Below are 18,757 nucleotides of genomic sequence, written 5' to 3' on the forward strand. Positions count from 1 at the left end.
CGGCCGTCGCCGATCCAGCGGGACAGACCCGCCCGCGCCCCGCGGCCGCCGCGCCCACGCAAGACCACCGGCCGACGAGAGCGCCGGCCACGCCGGCGAGATACCGCCGGTCATCACTTCCCCGGGCGCGGGCCGCCGGTACATGCGCCCCCGCACGGTGCGGGCCAAGGTCGTCTGCCTGCTGATGGTGCCCGTCGTCTCGCTGCTCGCCCTGTGGGCGTACGCCACCGTCAGCACCGCCCAGAACGTCGCCCGGCTGCGCCAGTCCCAGCAGGTCGAGGACGAGCTGAGGGCGCCGGTGGCCGCCGCCGTCACCGCGCTGCAGGTCGAACGGGCCGCCGCCGTGCGCCACGCGGCCGACCCCGGCGCCACCGGGAGCGGCGGTGACGACCTCGAAGGCCTCGCCGCCCGCACCGACCGCGCCGTGGCCAGGCTGCGGCTCGGCGACGACAGCACGGTCGCCGACAGCCGGGAACTGCCCGCCGGGGTCGCCACACGCCTTGAGGCCTTCGTCAGCGGTGCCGAGCGTCTGCGCGTGGTGCGCACCGCCGTACACGACCGCACGGCCCGCTGGAACGAGGTGTACGCCCGGTACACGACGACCATCGCCACGGCCTTCACCGTGGACGGCGCCCTGACCGGCGTACAGCAGGCCGACGTGGGCGCGGACGCGCGTGTGCTGCTCGAGTTCTCGCGGGCCGCCGAAGCGCTCGCCCAGGAGGACGCCGTCCTCGGCAGCGCACGCCCGGCAGCCGGCCTCCAGGGCGAACGGCTGCGGCTGTTCGGCGCGGCCGTCGCCACCCGCCGCACCCTCACCGACGCGGCCGTCGCCGACCTGCCCGGCACGCAGCGCGACGCCTGGCGCGACCTGGCCGGCGGCCACGCCTACACTTCGCTCGCCGCCACCGAGGACAGGCTGCTCGCCGCCGGTCCCGGTGCGAAGGACGTCGACACGGCACCCGAGAGCACATGGAACATCGCCCACGCGCGCGTGCAGGACGGCATGCGCGCCATCGCCACGGACACGGGCCGTGCCGTCGCCGGCCGCGCCGACCCGTTCGCGCGCGGCCTGCTCAGTCCTGCGGGCGCCGCTGTGGTCTTCGGTCTGGCCGCCGTCGCCGCCTCCCTCGTCATCTCCGTCCGCATCGGCCGCGCCCTGGTGGTCGAGCTGGTGAGCCTGCGCAACGACGCCCTGGAGATCGCGCGCCGCAAACTCCCCGAGGCGATGCGGAGACTGCGCGCGGGGGAGGAGATCGACATCCAGGCCGAGACTCCCGCCGGGCCGCCCGCCGAGGACGAGGCCGGCCAGGTCGCCGAAGCCCTGACCACCGTGCACCGAGCCGCACTGCGCGCGGCCGTGGAGCGCGCCGAACTCGCCAGCGGCATCTCCGGGGTCTTCGTCAACCTGGCCCGGCGCAGCCAGGTGCTGGTCCACCGCCAGCTCAGCCTCCTGGACAGCATGGAGCGACGCTCCGACGACCCCGACGAGCTGAGCGATCTCTTCCGGCTCGACCACCTCACCACCCGGATGCGGCGCCACGCGGAGAGCCTGATCATCCTCTCCGGAGCCGCACCCGGCAGGGCCTGGCGCATGCCCGTGTCGCTGACGAACGTGGTCCGCGCGGCCGTCTCCGAGATCGAGGACTACGCGCGCGTGGAGGTCCGTCAGCTCCCCGAGGCGTTCGTCAACGGCACCGCGGTGGCCGACCTCACCCACCTTCTCGCCGAACTCGTCGAGAACGCCGCACAGTTCTCCCCGCCCCACACGCGGGTGCGCGTCACCGGCGAACCCGTCGGCAACGGCTACGTCCTCGAGGTCGAGGACCGGGGCCTCGGCATGGGCGCCGACACCCTCGCGGACGCCAACCGGCGCATCGAGCAGTCCGAGGCACTGGACCTGTTCGACAGCGACCGCCTCGGACTGTTCGTCGTCAGCCGCCTCGCCTCACGGCACGACATCAAAGTGCTCCTGCGCACCTCGCCCTACGGCGGCACCACCGCCGTCGTGCTGCTGCCCACCGCCCTGCTGCACACCGGCTCCGCGCAGCGCCCCGGCCGGCAGGACCACCCCCGCCACGCGGAGGCACCGGCCCGGGCGGAGCAGCCGCACGCCCACGCGCGCGTGCCCGACGCGCCACCGCCGGCCACCGCCGTCACCGCCCAGGACGGCCGACCCGCCCTCGCCGCCACCGCCCCGGCCGCTCCGACGCCCGCGGACGAGCCCCGTCGGTCCGCACACGAACCTCCGCCGTCCCGGCACCGGCCCCCGCCGACAGCACCCGAACCACCGCCCCCGGGAGTCGCCACCTTGAGGCTGCACCGTGCGCCCGACGACTCCGAATCCTCCGACAACCTCCCGCGCCGGGTACGGCAGGCGAGCCTCGCACCCCAGCTCCGCCGCCAGCGCCCCGAAACGCCCGAACCGGAGCCCGAGCCGCACGGCGACGCCGCGCGCACCCCCGAACTCGTGCGGGACCGCATGACGGCCTACCGCGCCGGCTGGACCCGCGGTGGTGGCAGGCAACCCGGTCGCGGTGCCGCCCGCGCACCCCGAACGAGCCGTGACACCACCGAAGGAGACCCGGCATGATCCAGGACCCGAACACAAGAACCGCCCAGCGGTCCGGCGAACTCGACTGGCTGCTGGACGACCTGGTGATGCGCGTGGGCGAGGTACGGCACGCCGTCGTGCTCTCCAACGACGGCCTGGCGGTCGGCGCCTCCACCGGTCTCACCCGGGAGGACGCGGAACACCTGGCCGCCGTGGCCTCCGGCTTCAACAGCCTCGCCAAGGGCGCCGGCCGGCACTTCGGGGCCGGCGGAGTGCGCCAGACCATGGTCGAGATGGACGACGCCTTCCTGTTCGTCGCCGCGGCCGGCGAAGGCTCCTGCCTCGCCGTGCTCACCGCCGTCACGGCGGACATCGGCCTGGTCGCCTACGAGATGGCACGCCTGGTCAAGCGCGTGGGCGAGCATCTGCGCACCGCCCCACGCCTCTCCGCGCGGCCGCACGCCGCCGGATGAGCCGGAAGGGCGGCACCCATGACCGAGAGCCGAACCGGCGGCCCGCAGGAACAGGGCAGCCAGTGGTACGACGGCGAGGCCGGGCCCCTGGTCCGTCCCTACGCGATGACCGGCGGCCGCACCCAGTCCGGCCCCACCGGTGTGCACTTCGACCTGATCGCCCTCGTCACCCTCGATCCCACGGCACCGGTGGCCGACGACGAACCCGCGCTCGGCCCCGAACACCTGGCCCTGATCGAACTGTGCCGCAGCGAGACCCAGTCGGTCGCCGAACTCGCGGCCGACGCCGACCTCCCGGTGGGCGTGATCAGGGTGCTCCTCGGCGACCTCCTGGAACTGGGCCGCGTCACGATCAGCCGCCCGGTGCCCCCGGCCCACCTGCCCGACGAACGCATCCTTCGTGAAGTGATCGAAGGACTGCGGGCGCTGTAGATGAACGTTTCCCAGCCGACGAGCGCCCCGACGCACTCCGATTCAGTAAGCGTTCCGTAACCAAGCGTGCGAGACCCGGTCACATCAGGCGTATTTCGCTCCAGCCCACCGGAGAGGCGCCGGAGTTGCCATGATGCTGACTTCTCGTTCCGAGCACCTCGACACCGACCGATGCTGCCATCCGAGAGAAGTGATCATGGTCTCCGAGCACCCCGACACCGCCGGCGACATCTCCGCCCTGGCCCTGAAGATACTGGTCGCCGGCGGCTTCGGAGTCGGCAAGACGACCCTCGTCGGGGCCGTCAGCGAGATCCGCCCGCTGCGCACGGAGGAACTGCTGAGCGAGGCAGGCCAGTTGGTGGACGACACCGACGGCGTGGACCAGAAGGTCACCACGACCGTCGCCATGGACTTCGGGCGCATCACCATCCGCTCCGGCCTCTCCCTCTACCTCTTCGGCACACCGGGGCAGGACCGCTTCTGGTTCCTGTGGGACGAACTCTCCCAGGGCGCCCTCGGCGCCGTCGTCCTCGCCGACACCCGTCGGCTGGAGGACTGCTTCCCGGCCGTCGACTACTTCGAGCACCGGCGCATCCCCTTCGTGGTGGCCGTCAACTGCTTCCCCGGAACACGCGGCTACGGTGCCCGCGACGTCTCCCGGGCCCTCGACCTGGACCAGGGCACCCCGGTGGTCCTGTGCGACGCGCGCGACCGGGACTCCGGCAAGGAGGTGCTGATCAGCCTCGTCGAGTACGCCGGGCGGATGCACACCGCCCGGCTCCTCGACTCCGTGGGATGAGCCTCAGGCGGCCAGATCCTTGACCGCCACCACCTTGTCCACGGCGACCCGCACCAGCAGTTCGCCCGGAACGCCGTTGCGGGCGCCGTACTCCTCGGCGCGCTCCTCGCCCATGTACCGGGTGGCGATCCTGGTGGCCCATAGGCGCACCTCGTCCAGCTCCTCGGACAGCCGGGCCCGTCCGGTCAGGACGGCGAAGTGGAACGGGGGCCGGTCGTCGTCCACGCACAGGGCGACACGTCCGTCACGGGCGAGATTGCGCCCTTTCACCGTCTCCTTCCCGGTGTTGAAGACCAGTTCGTCCCCGTCCAGCAGGAACCAGATCGGGGCCACATGTGGGCTCCCATCGGCACTGACGGTGGACAACTTGCCGGTTCGGGTGCCGTTCGAGACGAACGCCCGCCATTCCTCATCGGTCATCTTCTGTGCCATACGCCCATCCTGCTTGCCCGGACGCCGGTCGTGGGGAAGGCTGGCGCACAGATCCTCCAGCCAGGGGGAGACGTCACACGGGGAGACGGAACATGGCGCACAACCAGGGACTCGGCTGGCTCCTGGACGACCTGACCCAACGGGTGGACCACGTACGGCACGCACTGGTCCTCTCCAACGACGGGCTGGTCACGGGAGCGAGCACGGGCCTTCGGCGCGAGGACGCCGAGCATCTGGCCGCGGTCGCCTCCGGACTGCACAGCCTGGCCAAGGGGTCGGGACGCCACTTCGGGGCGGGCACGGTACGCCAGACGATGATCGAGTACGACGACGCCGTGCTGTTCGTGACCGCCGCCGGTACCGGCAGCTGCCTGTGCGTACTCAGCGGCGCGGAAGCCGACATCGGTCAGATCGCCTACGAGATGACGCTGCTCGTCAACCGCGTCGGCGAGCACCTCGGCGTGGACGCCCGGCACCCGGAGTGGCCCTCCTCGACCGACCTCTGACCTGCGCGTTCTTCAGCCCCGGGCGGGGTTGTCCACAGGCGGACACGGAACGTGCGTGAATGGCTACGGTGAGTGCACGGCGAACGCGCAGGGCGTGAGCCATCCGCTCCACGGGGGAGTACCACCATGCCGGACAGCACCTTCGTCCCATCCCGCCCCGCCACCTGCTCGCCGGGCCGCGCAGCTCGTGAACTGGGCTTGAAGCGAGCCGACTTCGACCTCGCCGTACACCTCGGCCGTATCCGCACGGTGCCCGACGAGAGCGGGGGCGGCGGCCGCCGGGTGGAGCGGGCCGAGATCGATCGGCTGCGCGCCGAGCCAGGCTTCCCCGGCACCCTCATCGAACGCGTACACGTGGTGGGTACGGCCGAAGGGGCCGCGCTCATGCACATCCCGGCGGGCCGCTTCACCCGGCTCGCACGCCTGGGTCTGCTGGTGCCGGTGCGCTTCTACGTGAACCGCTACCGAGCCGTGGTCTGGCTCTATCTGGCCGAAGAACTGCGGCATTTCGCCGCACAGGGCGTGAACGCCCGCCTGCTCAAGGGCCGCACCCCCGAGACCCTGCGAGGCCAGCTCGCGGCAGGAGTGGACCTGCGGGCCCGCAACTGGCGCGGACGGCATCTCGGGTTCCTGCTGCGCAAGGCCGACGACCCGTGGGCGCGAGCCGGTGCCCTGGCCGCCCTGCTCCCGCTCGTCGACGTCCACGACGTCGTCAAGGATCCGTACGAACGCGCCCACCTGAACCGATACCGCCCGGCCCCGCCGGACCATGGGGCTCCGGGCTCTCCCTCCGCCCTCCTCGCCGAGGAACTCATGACGGCACAGGACGCGGACGAGATCGGCTGGCTGCGCAGCGAACTGGGGCGCGTGGCGGAGGAGGCACGCGCCCACACGTCGGCGCCGCGCCCGACCCCGCGGCGCACCGAACCCGCCATGCGTCCGGCGGCACGACACCCCCGGCCCGTGCGCTATGCGGCACCGCACGGCGAGAACCCCGGGGGCAGCGGGAACGCCGGGGCCGTCCGAGGCCCGGCGGCACCGCACGCCGCACCCACCGCGCCGCCGACGGTCCCGGGCGACGGGCGCGGACCGACGGCGACGCGGGCCGCCCGCGGTCTGCGGGGCTGGCTGCGACGCAGAACCCCCAGGCCCGCGGGGGTCTGAACGCGGCGCTAGAGGGCCCGGAACAGCCCTTCCTGGACGACCGACACCAGCAGCCGGCCGCGCAGGTCGTAGATGCGCCCCCGGGCAAGGCCGCGCCCGCCGGTGGCGATCGGGGACTCCTGGTCGTACAGGAACCACTCGTCCGCACGGAACGGACGGTGGAACCACATGGCGTGGTCCAGGGAGGCCATGTCGAAGTTCCGCGTTCCCCACAGGGGTTCGACCGGGATCCGGACCGCGTCCAGGAGCGTCATGTCGCTCGCGTAGGTCAGCGCGCAGGTGTGCACGAGGGGGTCGTCACCGAGCGGTCCGACCGCGCGCATCCACACGGCGCTCCGCGGCTCGGCCCCCTCGATCTCCCCGGCGTTCCAGCGCAGCCGGTCGACGTAACGGATGTCGAAGGGCTGACGGCGCGCCATGCGCTCCAGCTGCTCCGGCAGCGCGCCCAGGTGCTTGCGGATCTCCTCGGTCACCGTCGGCAGCGACTCCGGGTCCGGCACCTCGCGGGCCGGCGGCAGCTGGTGCTCGAACGGTCCTTCCTCAGGCTTGTGAAAGGAGGCGGTCAGATTGAAGATCGTGCGTCCCTGCTGCACGGCCGTGACCCGGCGCGTCGTGAACGACCGTCCGTCGCGGACCCGCTCCACCTGGTACACGATCGGCACGCCCGGCCGGCCCGGGCGCAGGAAGTACGCGTGCAGCGAGTGCACCGGGCGGTCGCCGTCCGTGGTGCGCCCGGCGGCGACCAGGGCCTGGCCCGCCACCTGGCCGCCGAAGACCCGTTGCAGTGATTCCTGCGGGCTTCGGCCACGGAAGATGTTGACCTCGATCTGCTCCAGGTCAAGTAGGTCGACCAGTCTCTCGGCCGGGTTCGTCATCGGTGGGATTCTCCAGTGCTCACAGCTGACCGACATCGGTGACGCGCACGATCGCACGGCCCTCGGCGTCCGAGGCCGTGAGGTCGATCTCCGCGCTGATGCCCCAGTCGTGGTCGCCACTGGGATCGTCGAAGATCTGGCGGACCCGCCAGAGGCCGTTCTCCGGCTCCTCCTTGATGATGAGCAGCTTGGGGCCGCGGGCGTCGGGGCCGGTGCCGAGATCGTCGTACTCGTCCCAGTACTTGTCCATCGCCTCGCCCCACGCCTCGGCATCCCAGCCGGCCTCGCCGTCCAGCTCGCCCAGTTCCCCGACCTGGTCAAGGGCGGCCAGCTCCACCCGGCGGAACATGGCGTTGCGGACCAGGACCCGGAAGGCGCGCGCGTTGGCGGTGACCGGCTTGACCTCGTCGGCCTTCTCCTGGGCCTCCTCGGCGGTCATCTCCGCGGGGTTGGCCAGCTGCTCCCACTCGTCCAGCAGGCTGGAGTCGACCTGGCGGACCATCTCGCCCAGCCACTCGATCAGATCCTGCAGGTCCTCGGACTTCAGGTCGTCCGGGATGGTGTGGTCGAGGGTCTTGTAGGCGCTGGCCAGGTAGCGCAGCACGATGCCCTCCGTGCGGGCCAGCTCGTAGAAGGACACCAGTTCCGTGAAGGACAGCGCCCGTTCGTACATGTCCCGGATGACCGACTTCGGCGACAGCGGGTGGTCACCGACCCAGGGGTGGCTCTTGCGGTAGGTGTTGTAGGCGTGGAAGAGCAGCTCCTCCAGCGGCTTCGGGTACGTGACGTCCTGGAGGCGCTCCATGCGCTCCTCGTACTCGACGCCGTCGGCCTTCATCGCGGCCACGGCCTCACCGCGCGCCTTGTTCTGCTGGGCGACGAGGATCTGCCGCGGGTCGTCCAGGGTGGATTCGACCACGGACACCATGTCGAGGGCGTAGGAGGGCGAGTCCGGGTCGAGCAGTTCGAACGCGGCGAGCGCGAACGTGGACAGCGGCTGGTTGAGGGCGAAGTCCTGCTGGAGGTCGACGGTGAGCCGGACGATACGGCCCTCGGCGTCCGGCTTGTCGAGCTTCTCCACGATCCCGCCGTCCAGCAGCGAGCGGTAGATGGCGATGGCCCGCCGGATGTGCCGGAGCTGCTGCCTGCGCGGCTCGTGGTTGTCCTCCAGGAGGTGGCGCATCGCGTCGAAGGCGTTGCCGGGACGGGCGATCACCGACAGCAGCATCGTGTGGGTCACCCTGAAGCGCGAGGTCAGCGGCTCGGGCTCGGAGGTGATCAGTTTCTCGAAGGTGTTCTCCGTCCAGCCGACGAAGCCCTCCGGCGCCTTCTTGCGCACCACCTTGCGGCGCTTCTTCGGATCGTCGCCCGCCTTGGCGAGGGCCTTCTCGTTCTCGATGACGTGCTCGGGCGCCTGTGCCACGACCAGCCCGGCGGTGTCGAAACCGGCCCGGCCGGCCCGTCCCGCGATCTGGTGGAACTCGCGGGCACGCAGCGTGCGCACCCGGCTGCCGTCGTACTTGGTCAGCGCGGTGAACAGAACGGTCCGGATGGGCACGTTGACGCCCACACCGAGGGTGTCCGTGCCGCAGATGACCTTCAGCAGCCCGGCCTGGGCGAGCTTCTCCACCAGGCGCCGGTACTTGGGCAGCATGCCGGCGTGGTGGACGCCGATGCCGTGGCGGACGTAACGGGAGAGGTTGCGGCCGAACTTGGTGGTGAAGCGGAAGTTGCCGATCAGCTCGGCGATCTGCTCCTTCTCCTCGCGCGAGCACATGTTGATGCTCATCAGCGCCTGGGCGCGCTCGACGGCCTGCGCCTGGGTGAAGTGCACGATGTACACCGGCGCCTGCTTGCTCTGCAGCAGGTCGGTCAGCGTCTCGGTCAGCGGGGTGAACTCGTACTCGTAGGACAGCGGCACCGGGCGGGTGGCCGAGCGGACCACCGAGGTGGGGCGGCCGGTGCGACGGGCGAGGTCCTTCTCGAAGAAGGACACGTCACCCAAGGTGGCCGACATCAGGATGAACTGGGCCTGCGGGAGTTCCAGCAGCGGGATCTGCCAGGCCCAGCCGCGGTCACCCTCCGCGTAGAAGTGGAACTCGTCCATGACCACCTGGCCGACGTCCGCGCCCTTGCCGTCGCGCAGCGCGATCGACGCCAGCACCTCGGCGGTGCAGCAGATCACGGGCGCGTCGGCGTTCACGGATGCGTCGCCGGTGAGCATGCCGACGTTCTCGGTGCCGAAGAGTTTGCACAGCTCGAAGAACTTCTCCGACACCAGCGCCTTGATCGGGGCCGTGTAGAAGGTGACCTCGTCGCGGGCCAGCGCGGCGAAGTGGGCGCCCGCGGCGATCATGCTCTTGCCGGAACCGGTCGGGGTCGAGACGATCACGTTCGCCCCCGAGACCGCCTCGATCAGCGCCTCCTCCTGGTGGGAGTAGAGGGTGATACCGCGCTCCTGGGCCCACGACTCGAAGGCTTCGTACAGGGCGTCGGGGTCGGCGGTCGGCGGCAACTGATCGATGAGGGTCACGCCCCCATCTTGCCTGGCCTTCCCCGTCAGGGGGGAATCGGCTGCGGAGATGACGATCATGGCCGCTACGCTGTGTCGCCGACCGAGGGTCAGCGCACCAGGTCAACTGGACAGCGGCACATGAGGAATGGGGCGGGAAGCGGCCATGATGGGACCAGCACACTCACTGTCGGGGGCCGCGGCCTGGCTCGGCGTCGGAGCGGCGGCCGCCGCTGCCGGGCACCCGATGCCCTGGCCGGTGCTGCTGGTCGGCGCACTGATCTGCGCCGGCGCCGCCCTCGCCCCGGACCTGGACCACAAGGCGGCCACCATCTCGCGGGCCTTCGGGCCGATCTCGCGGTGGATCTGCGAGATCGTGGACAAGCTGTCCTACGCCGTCTACAAGGCGACCCGGATGAAGGGCGACGCGCGCCGCTCGGGAGGCCACCGCACGCTGACGCACACCTGGCTGTGGGCGGTCCTCTGCGGCGCGGGCAGCTCGGCGACGGCGATCGCCGGCGGGCGCTGGGCGGTGCTGGCGATCCTGTTCGTGCACATGGTGCTGGCCATCGAGGGCCTGCTGTGGCGGGCGGCCCGGGGCTCCAGCAGCGACGTCCTGGTCTGGCTGCTCGCGGCGACGAGCGCCTGGATCCTCGCCGGAATCCTGGACAAGCCGGGCAACGGCTCCGACTGGCTGTTCACCGAGCCGGGCCAACAGTACCTGTGGCTGGGGCTGCCGATCGTGCTGGGCGCCCTGGTGCACGACATCGGGGACGCGCTGACGGTGTCCGGCTGCCCGATCCTGTGGCCGATCCCGGTGGGCCGCAAGCGCTGGTACCCGCTGGGCCTGCCGAAGCCGCTGCGGTTCCGGGCGGGCAGCTGGGTGGAGCTGAGGGTGCTCATGCCCGTGTTCATGGTGCTCGGGGGAGTGGGCTGCGCGGCGGCGCTCAACGTGATCTGAGGCTCCGGGCTCCCTCAGGTCGTCCCGTCGGGCCCCGCCCCGCCGTACCGGCGCTCGAACCGGGCGACGCGTCCCTCGGTGTCCACCGTGCGGGCCTTGCCCGTGTAGAAGGGGTGGCTCTCGGAGGAGATCTCCACGTCGATCACCGGGTACGTCTCGCCGTCGTCCCACTCGATGGTCTGCTCGCTGTTCGCGGTCGAGCGGGTGAGGAAGGCGTAACCGGCGGCGCGGTCGCGGAAGACCACGGGCCGGTACTCGGGGTGCTTGTCCTGCTGCATGGCGGCTCCTCGGGCGGGAAGGTCGGCCAGGGGGCGTCGGCCCCGTACGTGTCAGCCGGACGCGGAGTCCTCGTCGACGATGTGCATCGCGGCCTCCTCGGCGGAGGCGGCGGCCCCGTCGATGCCGACGTCGGTGGCGACGAGGGCGCTCTCCTCGTCCTCGTGCGCACCCTCGTCCGGGGCGACCAGGCGGCCGGAGCGCAGATGGCCGACCTCGTTGTCCAGCGGTTCCCCGTCGCCGCCGTCGCAGTCGCCGATGCCGTCACCGTCCGGCGCCTCGGCATCGGGCAGCTCTTCCGCGAGCCGCTGGTCGAGCGTCTCCCCGGTCAGGCGCTCGCGTGCCGTCACCCCGGTGTGCTCCACCGCCCACGGCCGCTCGGGAGGGGACCAGCCGCGGTCCAGGGGGTCCTCGACGCCGTCGAAGTCCAGTGTGTCCTCGACGTCGAGCACGCCCGAGTCCTCCGGGATCTCCGAGGGATCGGGCTGGTAGACGTCGTCCCCCCATCCGTCGGCGCTGTCCACGGGTACCTCCTGGTGGTGAGAGCGGCCTCGTCCCCCCGTGAGGGGCGGCGCACCGCCGGCACGCTCGGCACGGGTCGCACATGGCGGGAACCGGAGGGCTCCCTGTCCTTCCCCGAGCCTGTGCCGCTATCCAGCCTTCCACCCCTGTTCGGCACTCCGCAACGGCACGGGCCCCGTACCGCCGCCCCACGCCGCGGCCCGGCCGCGCCCATGGAGTCGCCCCTGGTGCCTGGGCCGGTGCGCGCCTCGTCGCCCGGATGGGCCCGCGCGCGCCCATCCGGCCTGGTCCGGCTGCCGTCACCGATCCCCGTCCGCGCGCCTGTGGCCGGGCCCGGGCCCGGGGCGGATGCCGTGCCGGGCCGGATCAGGGAGGCGGAGTGGGCGCGTCACCGCCCACCGCACCACGCACCGCGACGCACAGGCGACCCCTCGTACCCGGGCCCCGCTCGACCCGGTGCGGCCTCACCCGTGCCACGAGCGCCAGAGCGCCGCGTACGCGCCCTGCGCCGCGACCAGCTCGTCGTGGCTGCCCAGCTCGCTGATGCGGCCGTTCTCCACGACGGCGATCACGTCCGCGTCATGCGCGGTGTGCAGGCGGTGGGCGATGGCGACCACGGTGCGGCCGTCGAGGACGCGGGCCAGGGACCGCTCCAGGTGGCGGGCCGCGCGCGGGTCGAGCAGCGAGGTCGCCTCGTCCAGGACCAGGGTGTGCGGATCGGCCAGGACCAGCCTGGCCAGCGCGATCTGCTGGGCCTGTGCCGGGGTCAGCGCCAGCCCGCCGGAGCCCACCTCGGTGTCCAGCCCGTCGTCCAGCGCTCGCGCCCAGGCGTCCGCGTCGACCGCACCCAGCGCCACCCACAGCTCGGCGTCGGTCGCGCCGGTGCGGGCCAGCAGCAGGTTGTCGCGCAGGGAGCCGACGAAGACATGGTGCTCCTGGTTGACGAGGGCCACGTGCGAGCGGACCCGCTCGGCCGGCATCCGGGACAGCTCCGCGCCGCCGAGGGTGACGCGGCCGTGCCGGGGCGCGTAGATGCCGGCGAGCAGCCTGCCCAGCGTGGACTTGCCCGCGCCCGAGGGTCCGACCAGAGCCAGCCGGGTGCCCGGGGCGACCTGGAGGGACACCTCGCGCAGCACGTCGACGCCCTCGCGGTAACCGAAGAGCACCCGGTCGGCGTGCACGTCCCGCCCACCGGGAGCGACCGAGGTGTCCCCGGCGTCCGGCTCGATGTCCCGCACCCCGACCAGACGGGCCAGCGACACCTGTGCGACCTGCACCTCGTCGTACCAGCGCAGGATGAGGTTCACCGGGTCGACGAGCATCTGGGCGATCAGCGCGCCCGTCGTCAGCTGCCCGACCCCGATCCAGCCCTTGAGCACGAAGGCGCCGCCGACCATGAGGACCGAGCCGAGCACGATGACGTGGACGGCGTTGATCACCGGGAAGAGCACGGACCGCAGCCACAGGGTGTAACGCTCCCAGGCGGTCCACTCCTTGATCCGCCGCTCCGACAGGGCGATGCGTCGGGCCCCGAGGCGGTGCGCCTCGACGGTGTGGCCAGCGTCCACCGTCTCGGCGAGCGCGGCGGCGACGGCGGCGTACCCGGCGGCCTCGGAGCGGTAGCCGGCGGGCGCCCGCTTGAAGTACCAGCGGCACCCCGCGACCAGAACCGGTACCGCGAGGAGCACGGCGGCCGCGAGCGGCGGGGCCGTCACGACGAGACCGCCGAGCAGCAGCAGGGCCCACACGAAGCCGATCGCCAGCTGCGGCACGGCCTCGCGCATGGCGTTGCCGAGGCGGTCGATGTCGGTGGTGATGCGGGAGAGCAGGTCGCCCGTGCCCGCCCGCTCCAGTACGCCCGGCGGCAGTCCCACCGAGCGGACCAGGAAGTCCTCGCGCAGATCGGCCAGCATTCGCTCGCCGAGCACGGCGCCCCGCAGCCGCACCTGCCGTACGAAACCGGCCTGGACGACGAGGGCGAGCAGGAACAGACCGGCGGTCAGGCCGAGATGTGTTTCCCGGGCCCCGTCCGACACCCGCTCGACGAGGCCACCGAGCAGGTAGGGGCCCACCATGGAGGCGACGACGGCGACGGTGTTGACGGCGATCAGCAGCAGGAAGGCCCGGCGGTGCCTGCGGAACAGCTCGGCCACGTAGGCGCGCACGGTCGCGGCGGCGCCGACGGGCAGGGTGGTGGCGGTCGTCGGGGCCGCCGGGTCGTACGCCGGTGGCGCGACGCCGATCATGCGCTCTCCTCGATCTCTTCCAGGTTCTCCAGGGCGGCCAGCAGGGCGCTGTCCCCGGCCAGATCTGCCTCGGCGCCGGCTACGGCCGCCTCGTCGTCGGTCTCGCGTGTCACCACGGCCCGGTACCGCGGCTCGGTGTCCAGCAGTTCGCGGTGTGCGCCCACCGCGGCGACCGAGCCCTCGTGGACGAGGGCCACCCGGTCCGCGCGGTCCAGCAACAGCGGTGAGGAGGTGAACACGACCGTCGTCCGCCCCGCGCGCAGCCGTCGCAGGCCGTCCGCGATGCGGGCCTCGGTGTGCGAGTCGACGGCGGAGGTCGGTTCGTCCAGCACCAGCACCTCGGGGTCGGTGACGAGAGAGCGGGCGAGCGCGAGCCGCTGGCGCTGGCCGCCCGACAGGGAGCGGCCGCGCTCGGTGATGCGGGCGTCCATCGGGTCGGCGGTCTCCAGCGAGCCCTGCACCAGGGCGTCCAGCACGTCCTCGCACTGGGCGGCCGCCAGCGCGTCCGCCGCCGCCACGGCGCCGGAGGCGGGGACGTCGAGCAGGTCGCGCAGCGACCCGGACAGCAGTACCGGGTCCTTGTCCTGGACGAGGACGGCGGTGCGGGCGCTGTCCAGCGGGAGTTCGTCCAGGGCGACTCCACCGAGCAGGACCGAGGGGCCCGGTTCGGTGGGGTGGCCGCCCAGCCGTTCCGCGAGCCGGCCGGCCGCGTCCGGGTCGCCGCACACCACCGCGGTGAGCCGGCCCGAGGCGGCGAGCAGACCGGTGCCCGGGTCGTACAGGTCGCCGCCGGGCACCTCAGCCCCGCGGGAGCCGTCGGCCGAGGTGGACCGCTCCAGGGACAGCACGCCCGCGGCCCGTTTCGCCGCGGGCCGGGAGAAGGAGTACGCCATGGCGATCTCCTCGAAGTGCCGCAGCGGGTAGTTGAGAATCATGACCGCGCTGTAGACGGTGACGAGTTCGCCGACCGTGATCCGTCCCTGCCGGGCCAGGCCGACCCCGTGCCAGACGACGGCGACCAGCAGCAGGCCGGGCAGGAGCACCTGGATCGCGGAGATCAGCGACCACATGCGGGCGCTGCGCACGGCCGCGTGGCGCACTTCCTGTGAGGCGCGGCGGTAGCGGTCGAGGAACAGTTCCTCGCCGCCGATCCCGCGCAGCACGCGCAGGCCCGCGACCGTGTCCGAGGCGAGTTCGGTCGCCCGGCCCGCCTTCGCGCGCTGGACGTCGGCCCGGCGGGTGGCCCGGGGCAGCAGGGGCAGCACGGCGAGCGCCACGACCGGCAGGCCCACGGCGACGACGAGTCCGAGAGCGGGCTGGTAGACGGCCAGTCCCACGCAGACCACGAGGACCGTGAGGGCGGCCGCGGTGAAGCGGGAGACGCCCTCGACGAACCAGCCGATCCTCTCCACGTCACCGGTGGACACCGCCACCACCTCGCCGGCCGCGACCCGCCGGGTCAGCGCGGACCCCAACTGGGCCGCCTTGCGCGCGAGCAACTGCTGGACCCGGGCCGCGGCGGTGATCCAGTTGGTGACGGCGGTCCGGTGCAGGAAGGTGTCGCCGACGGCGGTGCCCGTGCCGCACAGCGCCAACAGGCCGCCGGCCAGGGCGAGCCGGGTGCCGGAGCGGTCGATGACCGCTTGCACGGCGAGTCCGACGCAGAAGGGCATGGCGGAGACCGACACGAAGTGCAGCAGCCCCCAGGCCAGCGCCTTGAGCTGGCCGCCCAGTTGGTTGCGCCAGAGCCACCACAGCAGGCGTGGGCCCGAACGCGCGTCTGGTACGCCAGGGTTGGAGTACGGAAGGTCTTGAATCTGCATGACGTCCCAGTGGCTCGTGGCGGGGAGGGCGGCGGCAAGCCGTGACAGGGTCGCGTCGCAGAGCGGTGGATTTCAATCGATTTTCCCGGACGGTCCATGAAATCCGCCGGGTTCCGGCCAGGTGCCGTGGACGAGCCGGAGCTCCGTCCGCCGGGGCGGCCGCCCGGTGGGGTGAATGTCCGGAAGATCGCATGATCGGCCGACGGGATGTCACCATGGGCGCGTGCAGATCGACAGTGTGCGGCGAGTGACAGCAGCGGTGGCGGCTTTCGGAACCTTTGTGGCGGCCCTGACCGCGTGCGGCGCGGGAGGACGCGGACACAGCGACCCGCAACCGGGCGGGCAGGCGGCGCGGTCCGGTGCGGGCGGTCGCGACTCGCACGTCGTCCCGGGGGTCGGCGCCCGGCTGCGCGAGCGCATCCCGGCGAACTCCCGACAGGTCGTGGCCGTCTACGGCGAAGGCAAGGACTCGGCGGACTCCACGGTCGTGCTCTACGCCAAGCAGGGCACGGTATGGCAGCGGGTGCGCAGTTGGCCGGCGCACAACGGCAAGAAGGGCTGGACCCTCGACCACCACGAGGGCGACCGGCGCAGCCCCGTCGGTGTGTTCTCCCTCACCGACGCGGGCGGAGTGCTCAAGGATCCCGGCGCCGCACTGCCGTACACGCAGGACCCGTCCATCGCGGCACCCCATTGGTGGGCCAGGTCGCACTGGCACGACTTCGACTACGTGATCGCCATCGACTACAACCGCGTCAAGGGGACCCCGCCGAACGATCCGACCCGCCCCCAGGGGCAGGCGAAGGGCGGGAGCATCTGGCTGCACATGGACCACGGCAGCGGCACGTCGGCCTGCGTCAGCACGTCGAAGCAGGCCATGGAGTACCTGCTGCGCACCCTCGATCCGGAGCGGCATCCCGTGGTGGTGATGGGGGACAAGGCGGATCTGGCGGGTTAGCGGTATGGCGGGACGCCTCATTGCGGGGTGGGCCCGACTCCCCGTAGAACACCGGCCATGAGAAGACGGATGGTCATGTCCATGCTCGCCGGGGCGACCCTTCTGGCGAGCACGATCCTCGGTACCGGGACGGTCGCGGCGCACACCGGCGCCCGGGCCGCGGACGCCCCCGCCGAGTTCGGCACCGACTGGCACGACCCGGTGACGGCCGTCCCGCCCGTCGGCCGGCCGCACACCAAGTCCTGCCAGGTCACTCTGGCCGACACGCAGTTCCGGGACTTCACCCCCTACCGGGGCGCGTACACACCGCCCCGCGGCTGCGGCGACCGCTGGAGCAAGGTCGTGCTGCGTCTCGACGGGAAGGTGAAGGGCCGGCAGTACGACCGCCTCGGCTACCTGCACCTCGGTGGCGTCGAGATCTTGCGCACCTCGACGCCCGAGCCGTCACCGGACGGCATCGAGTGGCACGTGGAGAAGGACGTCACCCGGTACAGCGACACCTTCCGCTCGCCGCGTGACGTCGAGATGCTCATCGGGAACGTCGTGGACGACACCTACACCGGTGTCATCGACGTCAGGGCGACCCTCACCTTCTACGCGGGCCGTCCCGGGACCCCCGCCCCCGACCGTGTCCTCACCCTCACCGACACGCCGGACGGCACGACGCTCACCACCCCCCGCAACAGTGAGCGTGTCGTCGCCGAGGTGTACGCCACCGGATCGGGTGGCGGCTGCGAGGAGTTCTGGTACCTGACGGTGGCCGACCCGGCGTCGTACTCCTGCAAGGCCGACCACGGGCCGTACCGCGAGGTGCAGATCAAGGTCGACGGCCGCCTCGCCGGGATCGCCGCGCCGTTCCCCAACGTGTGGACCGGGGGCTGGTCCAACCCCTTCCTCTGGTACGTCGTGCCCGCGCCGGGCGCCTTCGACGTCCGGCCCGTCGAGTACGACCTCACCCCCTTCGCCGGGTTGCTGAACGACGGCCGCCCGCATCGCGTCGAGGTCTCGGTCGTGGGCGTGCCCGCGGGTCAGTCCGGCTGGAGCGTCCCCGTCAACGTCCTGGTCTGGCAGGACGCGCACCGCGCCCGGGTCACCGGCGGGCTCACCGAGGACACGGCGAGCGACGTCGCCAACTCCTCCACCTACACGCCCGGTCCGGAGAACCGTGTGGACACGCGGGCCGGGCACCGGCTCACCGTCTCCGGCTACCTGGACACCTCGCACGGCCGGGTGACCACCACCGTCACCCGCACCCTCGCCAACACCTCGGCGCACCGCTGGACCGACGGCGAGAACACGGACGGCCTGGACGCGACCTGGACGGACGACCAGAGCGTCGCGGTGCGGGGACAGGGGCCCGAGCGGTCGACGCACACCCGCCGGACGTACACGATGAACGGCACCACGACCCTCGGCACGGACGACCGGCTGCGCACCGTGCTCACCCTCGGGGACCGGGCGGCCGTCGTGCAGCGGCGGGACGGCCGGCGCACCGCCTGGTCGCGGCTCGACGACACCTACGCCGGGGACGCCGCGTACACGGTCAACGTCCCGCGCGACCAGCGGCACGCGGTCGGCACCTCCCGCGAGCGCTACCGCGTGCACGGTTCCGCCGGCTGCTACGACCGGGAACTCGCCACGGCGCAGGGGGCGCTGACCGAGGACCGCAGCCGCTGCTGATCCCGGCGCCGGGGAAGCACGTCCCTCGCCGGACGCTCCTCGCGGATGCGGTGAACGGCCCCCGCTCCATTCCGGGAACGGGGGCCGTGGCCGTTCAGCAGCGGTGGGCGGTCTCGCCGTCGATCAGGTTGTCGAGCAGGACGCCGAGCACCTCGCGTTCCTTCTGCGTCAGCGGAGCGAGGATCTCCTCGGCCGCGGACCGGCGTGCCCCGCGCAGCTCGCTCAGGGTCGCCCGGCCGTCCTCCGTCAGTTCGATGCGGGTCACCCGCCGGTTGGTCGGGTCCGCGACCCGTCGCACCTTGCCGCTCGCCTCCAGCCCGTCGACCAGCGTCGTCACCGCGCGCGGCACCACCTCCAGGCGCTCGGCGAGGTCGGCCATGCGCGGGGGTGAGCCGTAGTGCGCGAGGGTGCGCAGCAGCCGGGACTGAGCCGGGGTGACGCCCACGTCGCGCCGCTCCAGGTGGCGCTTCTGGATGCGGTGCACCCGGCGGGTGAGCCGCAGCAACTGCTCGGCGAGCAGGCCGTCGGGATCGGGGCTGGTCATGCG

At 72.5% G+C, this 18,757-nt stretch carries 17 protein-coding genes; 9 read left to right on the top strand and 8 right to left on the bottom strand.

Translation table 11 applies throughout. From position 1 onward, the window contains the following. The 4 genes from V7E45_RS03705 to V7E45_RS03720 all read left to right on the top strand — a co-directional run. Positions 1 to 2,590: sensor histidine kinase (locus V7E45_RS03705; protein WP_333772599.1), on the top strand; the 2,590-nt coding region annotated here is incomplete at its 5' end. Further along, the gene (locus tag V7E45_RS03710) at positions 2,587 to 3,024 is read left to right on the top strand and encodes a roadblock/LC7 domain-containing protein (protein ID WP_333772600.1); all 438 of its coding nucleotides are present in this window, start codon (positions 2,587 to 2,589) and stop codon (positions 3,022 to 3,024) included. The genes V7E45_RS03705 and V7E45_RS03710, both read left to right, overlap by 4 nt. Positions 3,025 to 3,042: 18 nt before the next feature. After that, entirely contained in the window at positions 3,043 to 3,456 is a 414-nt protein-coding gene (locus V7E45_RS03715) for a DUF742 domain-containing protein (protein WP_333772601.1), read from the top strand. 196 nt (positions 3,457 to 3,652) lie between these two features. After that, positions 3,653 to 4,255 (top strand): GTP-binding protein, encoded by a 603-nt coding sequence (locus V7E45_RS03720; RefSeq protein WP_333772662.1) that lies wholly within the window; start codon positions 3,653 to 3,655, stop codon positions 4,253 to 4,255. Between the two features lie 3 nt (positions 4,256 to 4,258). Here V7E45_RS03720 and V7E45_RS03725 read toward each other — a convergent pair whose 3' ends face one another. Then, positions 4,259 to 4,687, bottom strand: a complete 429-nt coding sequence (locus V7E45_RS03725; protein ID WP_333772602.1) for a PPOX class F420-dependent oxidoreductase — start codon at positions 4,685 to 4,687, stop codon at positions 4,259 to 4,261. 92 nt (positions 4,688 to 4,779) lie between these two features. Between V7E45_RS03725 and V7E45_RS03730 the strand changes: the two genes are divergently transcribed. Both V7E45_RS03730 and V7E45_RS03735 read left to right on the top strand, forming a co-directional pair. Next, complete coding sequence (locus V7E45_RS03730) at positions 4,780 to 5,193, top strand: roadblock/LC7 domain-containing protein (protein ID WP_333772603.1); 414 nt, start codon at positions 4,780 to 4,782, stop codon at positions 5,191 to 5,193. A gap of 126 nt (positions 5,194 to 5,319) precedes the next feature. Continuing rightward, positions 5,320 to 6,357 (top strand): DUF6397 family protein, encoded by a 1,038-nt coding sequence (locus V7E45_RS03735; protein ID WP_333772604.1) that lies wholly within the window; start codon positions 5,320 to 5,322, stop codon positions 6,355 to 6,357. An 8-nt stretch (positions 6,358 to 6,365) separates the two neighbouring features. Here the strand turns inward: V7E45_RS03735 and V7E45_RS03740 are convergent, their stop codons facing one another. Together V7E45_RS03740 and V7E45_RS03745 are read right to left on the bottom strand one after the other, a co-directional pair. Then, positions 6,366 to 7,232, bottom strand: coding sequence for an acyl-CoA thioesterase (locus tag V7E45_RS03740; RefSeq protein WP_333772605.1), 867 nt, complete (start codon positions 7,230 to 7,232; stop codon positions 6,366 to 6,368). A 19-nt stretch (positions 7,233 to 7,251) separates the two neighbouring features. Beyond that, positions 7,252 to 9,765: a DEAD/DEAH box helicase gene (locus V7E45_RS03745; protein WP_333772606.1), complete on the bottom strand. Its 2,514-nt coding sequence runs from the start codon at positions 9,763 to 9,765 to the stop codon at positions 7,252 to 7,254. Positions 9,766 to 9,910: 145 nt separating this feature from the next. Here V7E45_RS03745 and V7E45_RS03750 point away from each other — a divergent pair, with 145 nt between their 5' ends. Beyond that, positions 9,911 to 10,705: a metal-dependent hydrolase gene (locus V7E45_RS03750; RefSeq protein WP_333772607.1), complete on the top strand. Its 795-nt coding sequence runs from the start codon at positions 9,911 to 9,913 to the stop codon at positions 10,703 to 10,705. A 14-nt stretch (positions 10,706 to 10,719) separates the two neighbouring features. Here the strand turns inward: V7E45_RS03750 and V7E45_RS03755 are convergent, their stop codons facing one another. From V7E45_RS03755 to V7E45_RS03770, 4 genes are all read right to left on the bottom strand, one after another. Further along, a complete protein-coding gene (locus V7E45_RS03755; RefSeq protein ID WP_317441933.1) occupies positions 10,720 to 10,983 on the bottom strand; it encodes a type B 50S ribosomal protein L31 in 264 nt (87 codons plus the stop codon). A 51-nt stretch (positions 10,984 to 11,034) separates the two neighbouring features. Continuing rightward, positions 11,035 to 11,505, bottom strand: a complete 471-nt coding sequence (locus V7E45_RS03760) for a DUF5709 domain-containing protein (protein ID WP_333772608.1) — start codon at positions 11,503 to 11,505, stop codon at positions 11,035 to 11,037. A gap of 462 nt (positions 11,506 to 11,967) precedes the next feature. Beyond that, positions 11,968 to 13,749 carry an ABC transporter ATP-binding protein gene (locus tag V7E45_RS03765; protein WP_333772609.1) on the bottom strand — a complete coding sequence of 594 codons (1,782 nt, stop codon included), beginning with the start codon at positions 13,747 to 13,749 and terminating at the stop codon, positions 11,968 to 11,970. Further along, positions 13,746 to 15,572 carry an ABC transporter ATP-binding protein gene (locus tag V7E45_RS03770; protein WP_333772610.1) on the bottom strand — a complete coding sequence of 609 codons (1,827 nt, stop codon included), beginning with the start codon at positions 15,570 to 15,572 and terminating at the stop codon, positions 13,746 to 13,748. Before V7E45_RS03770 ends, V7E45_RS03765 begins: the two co-directional genes overlap by 4 nt. Positions 15,573 to 15,795: 223 nt before the next feature. Here V7E45_RS03770 and V7E45_RS03775 point away from each other — a divergent pair, with 223 nt between their 5' ends. After that, the gene (locus V7E45_RS03775; RefSeq protein WP_333772611.1) at positions 15,796 to 16,530 is read left to right on the top strand and encodes a L,D-transpeptidase family protein; all 735 of its coding nucleotides are present in this window, start codon (positions 15,796 to 15,798) and stop codon (positions 16,528 to 16,530) included. Between the two features lie 57 nt (positions 16,531 to 16,587). Then, on the top strand, positions 16,588 to 18,210 hold the full coding sequence (locus tag V7E45_RS03780) for a peptide-N4-asparagine amidase (RefSeq protein WP_333772612.1): 1,623 nt from the start codon (positions 16,588 to 16,590) through the stop codon (positions 18,208 to 18,210). A gap of 94 nt (positions 18,211 to 18,304) precedes the next feature. Here V7E45_RS03780 and V7E45_RS03785 read toward each other — a convergent pair whose 3' ends face one another. Beyond that, positions 18,305 to 18,754: a MarR family winged helix-turn-helix transcriptional regulator gene (locus V7E45_RS03785; RefSeq protein WP_333772613.1), complete on the bottom strand. Its 450-nt coding sequence runs from the start codon at positions 18,752 to 18,754 to the stop codon at positions 18,305 to 18,307. Positions 18,755 to 18,757 lie beyond the last annotated feature (3 nt).

It is taken from the genome of Streptomyces sp. IBSBF 3136, from assembly GCF_036815105.1.
In the GTDB taxonomy this organism is placed as follows: Bacteria; Actinomycetota; Actinomycetes; order Streptomycetales; family Streptomycetaceae; genus Streptomyces.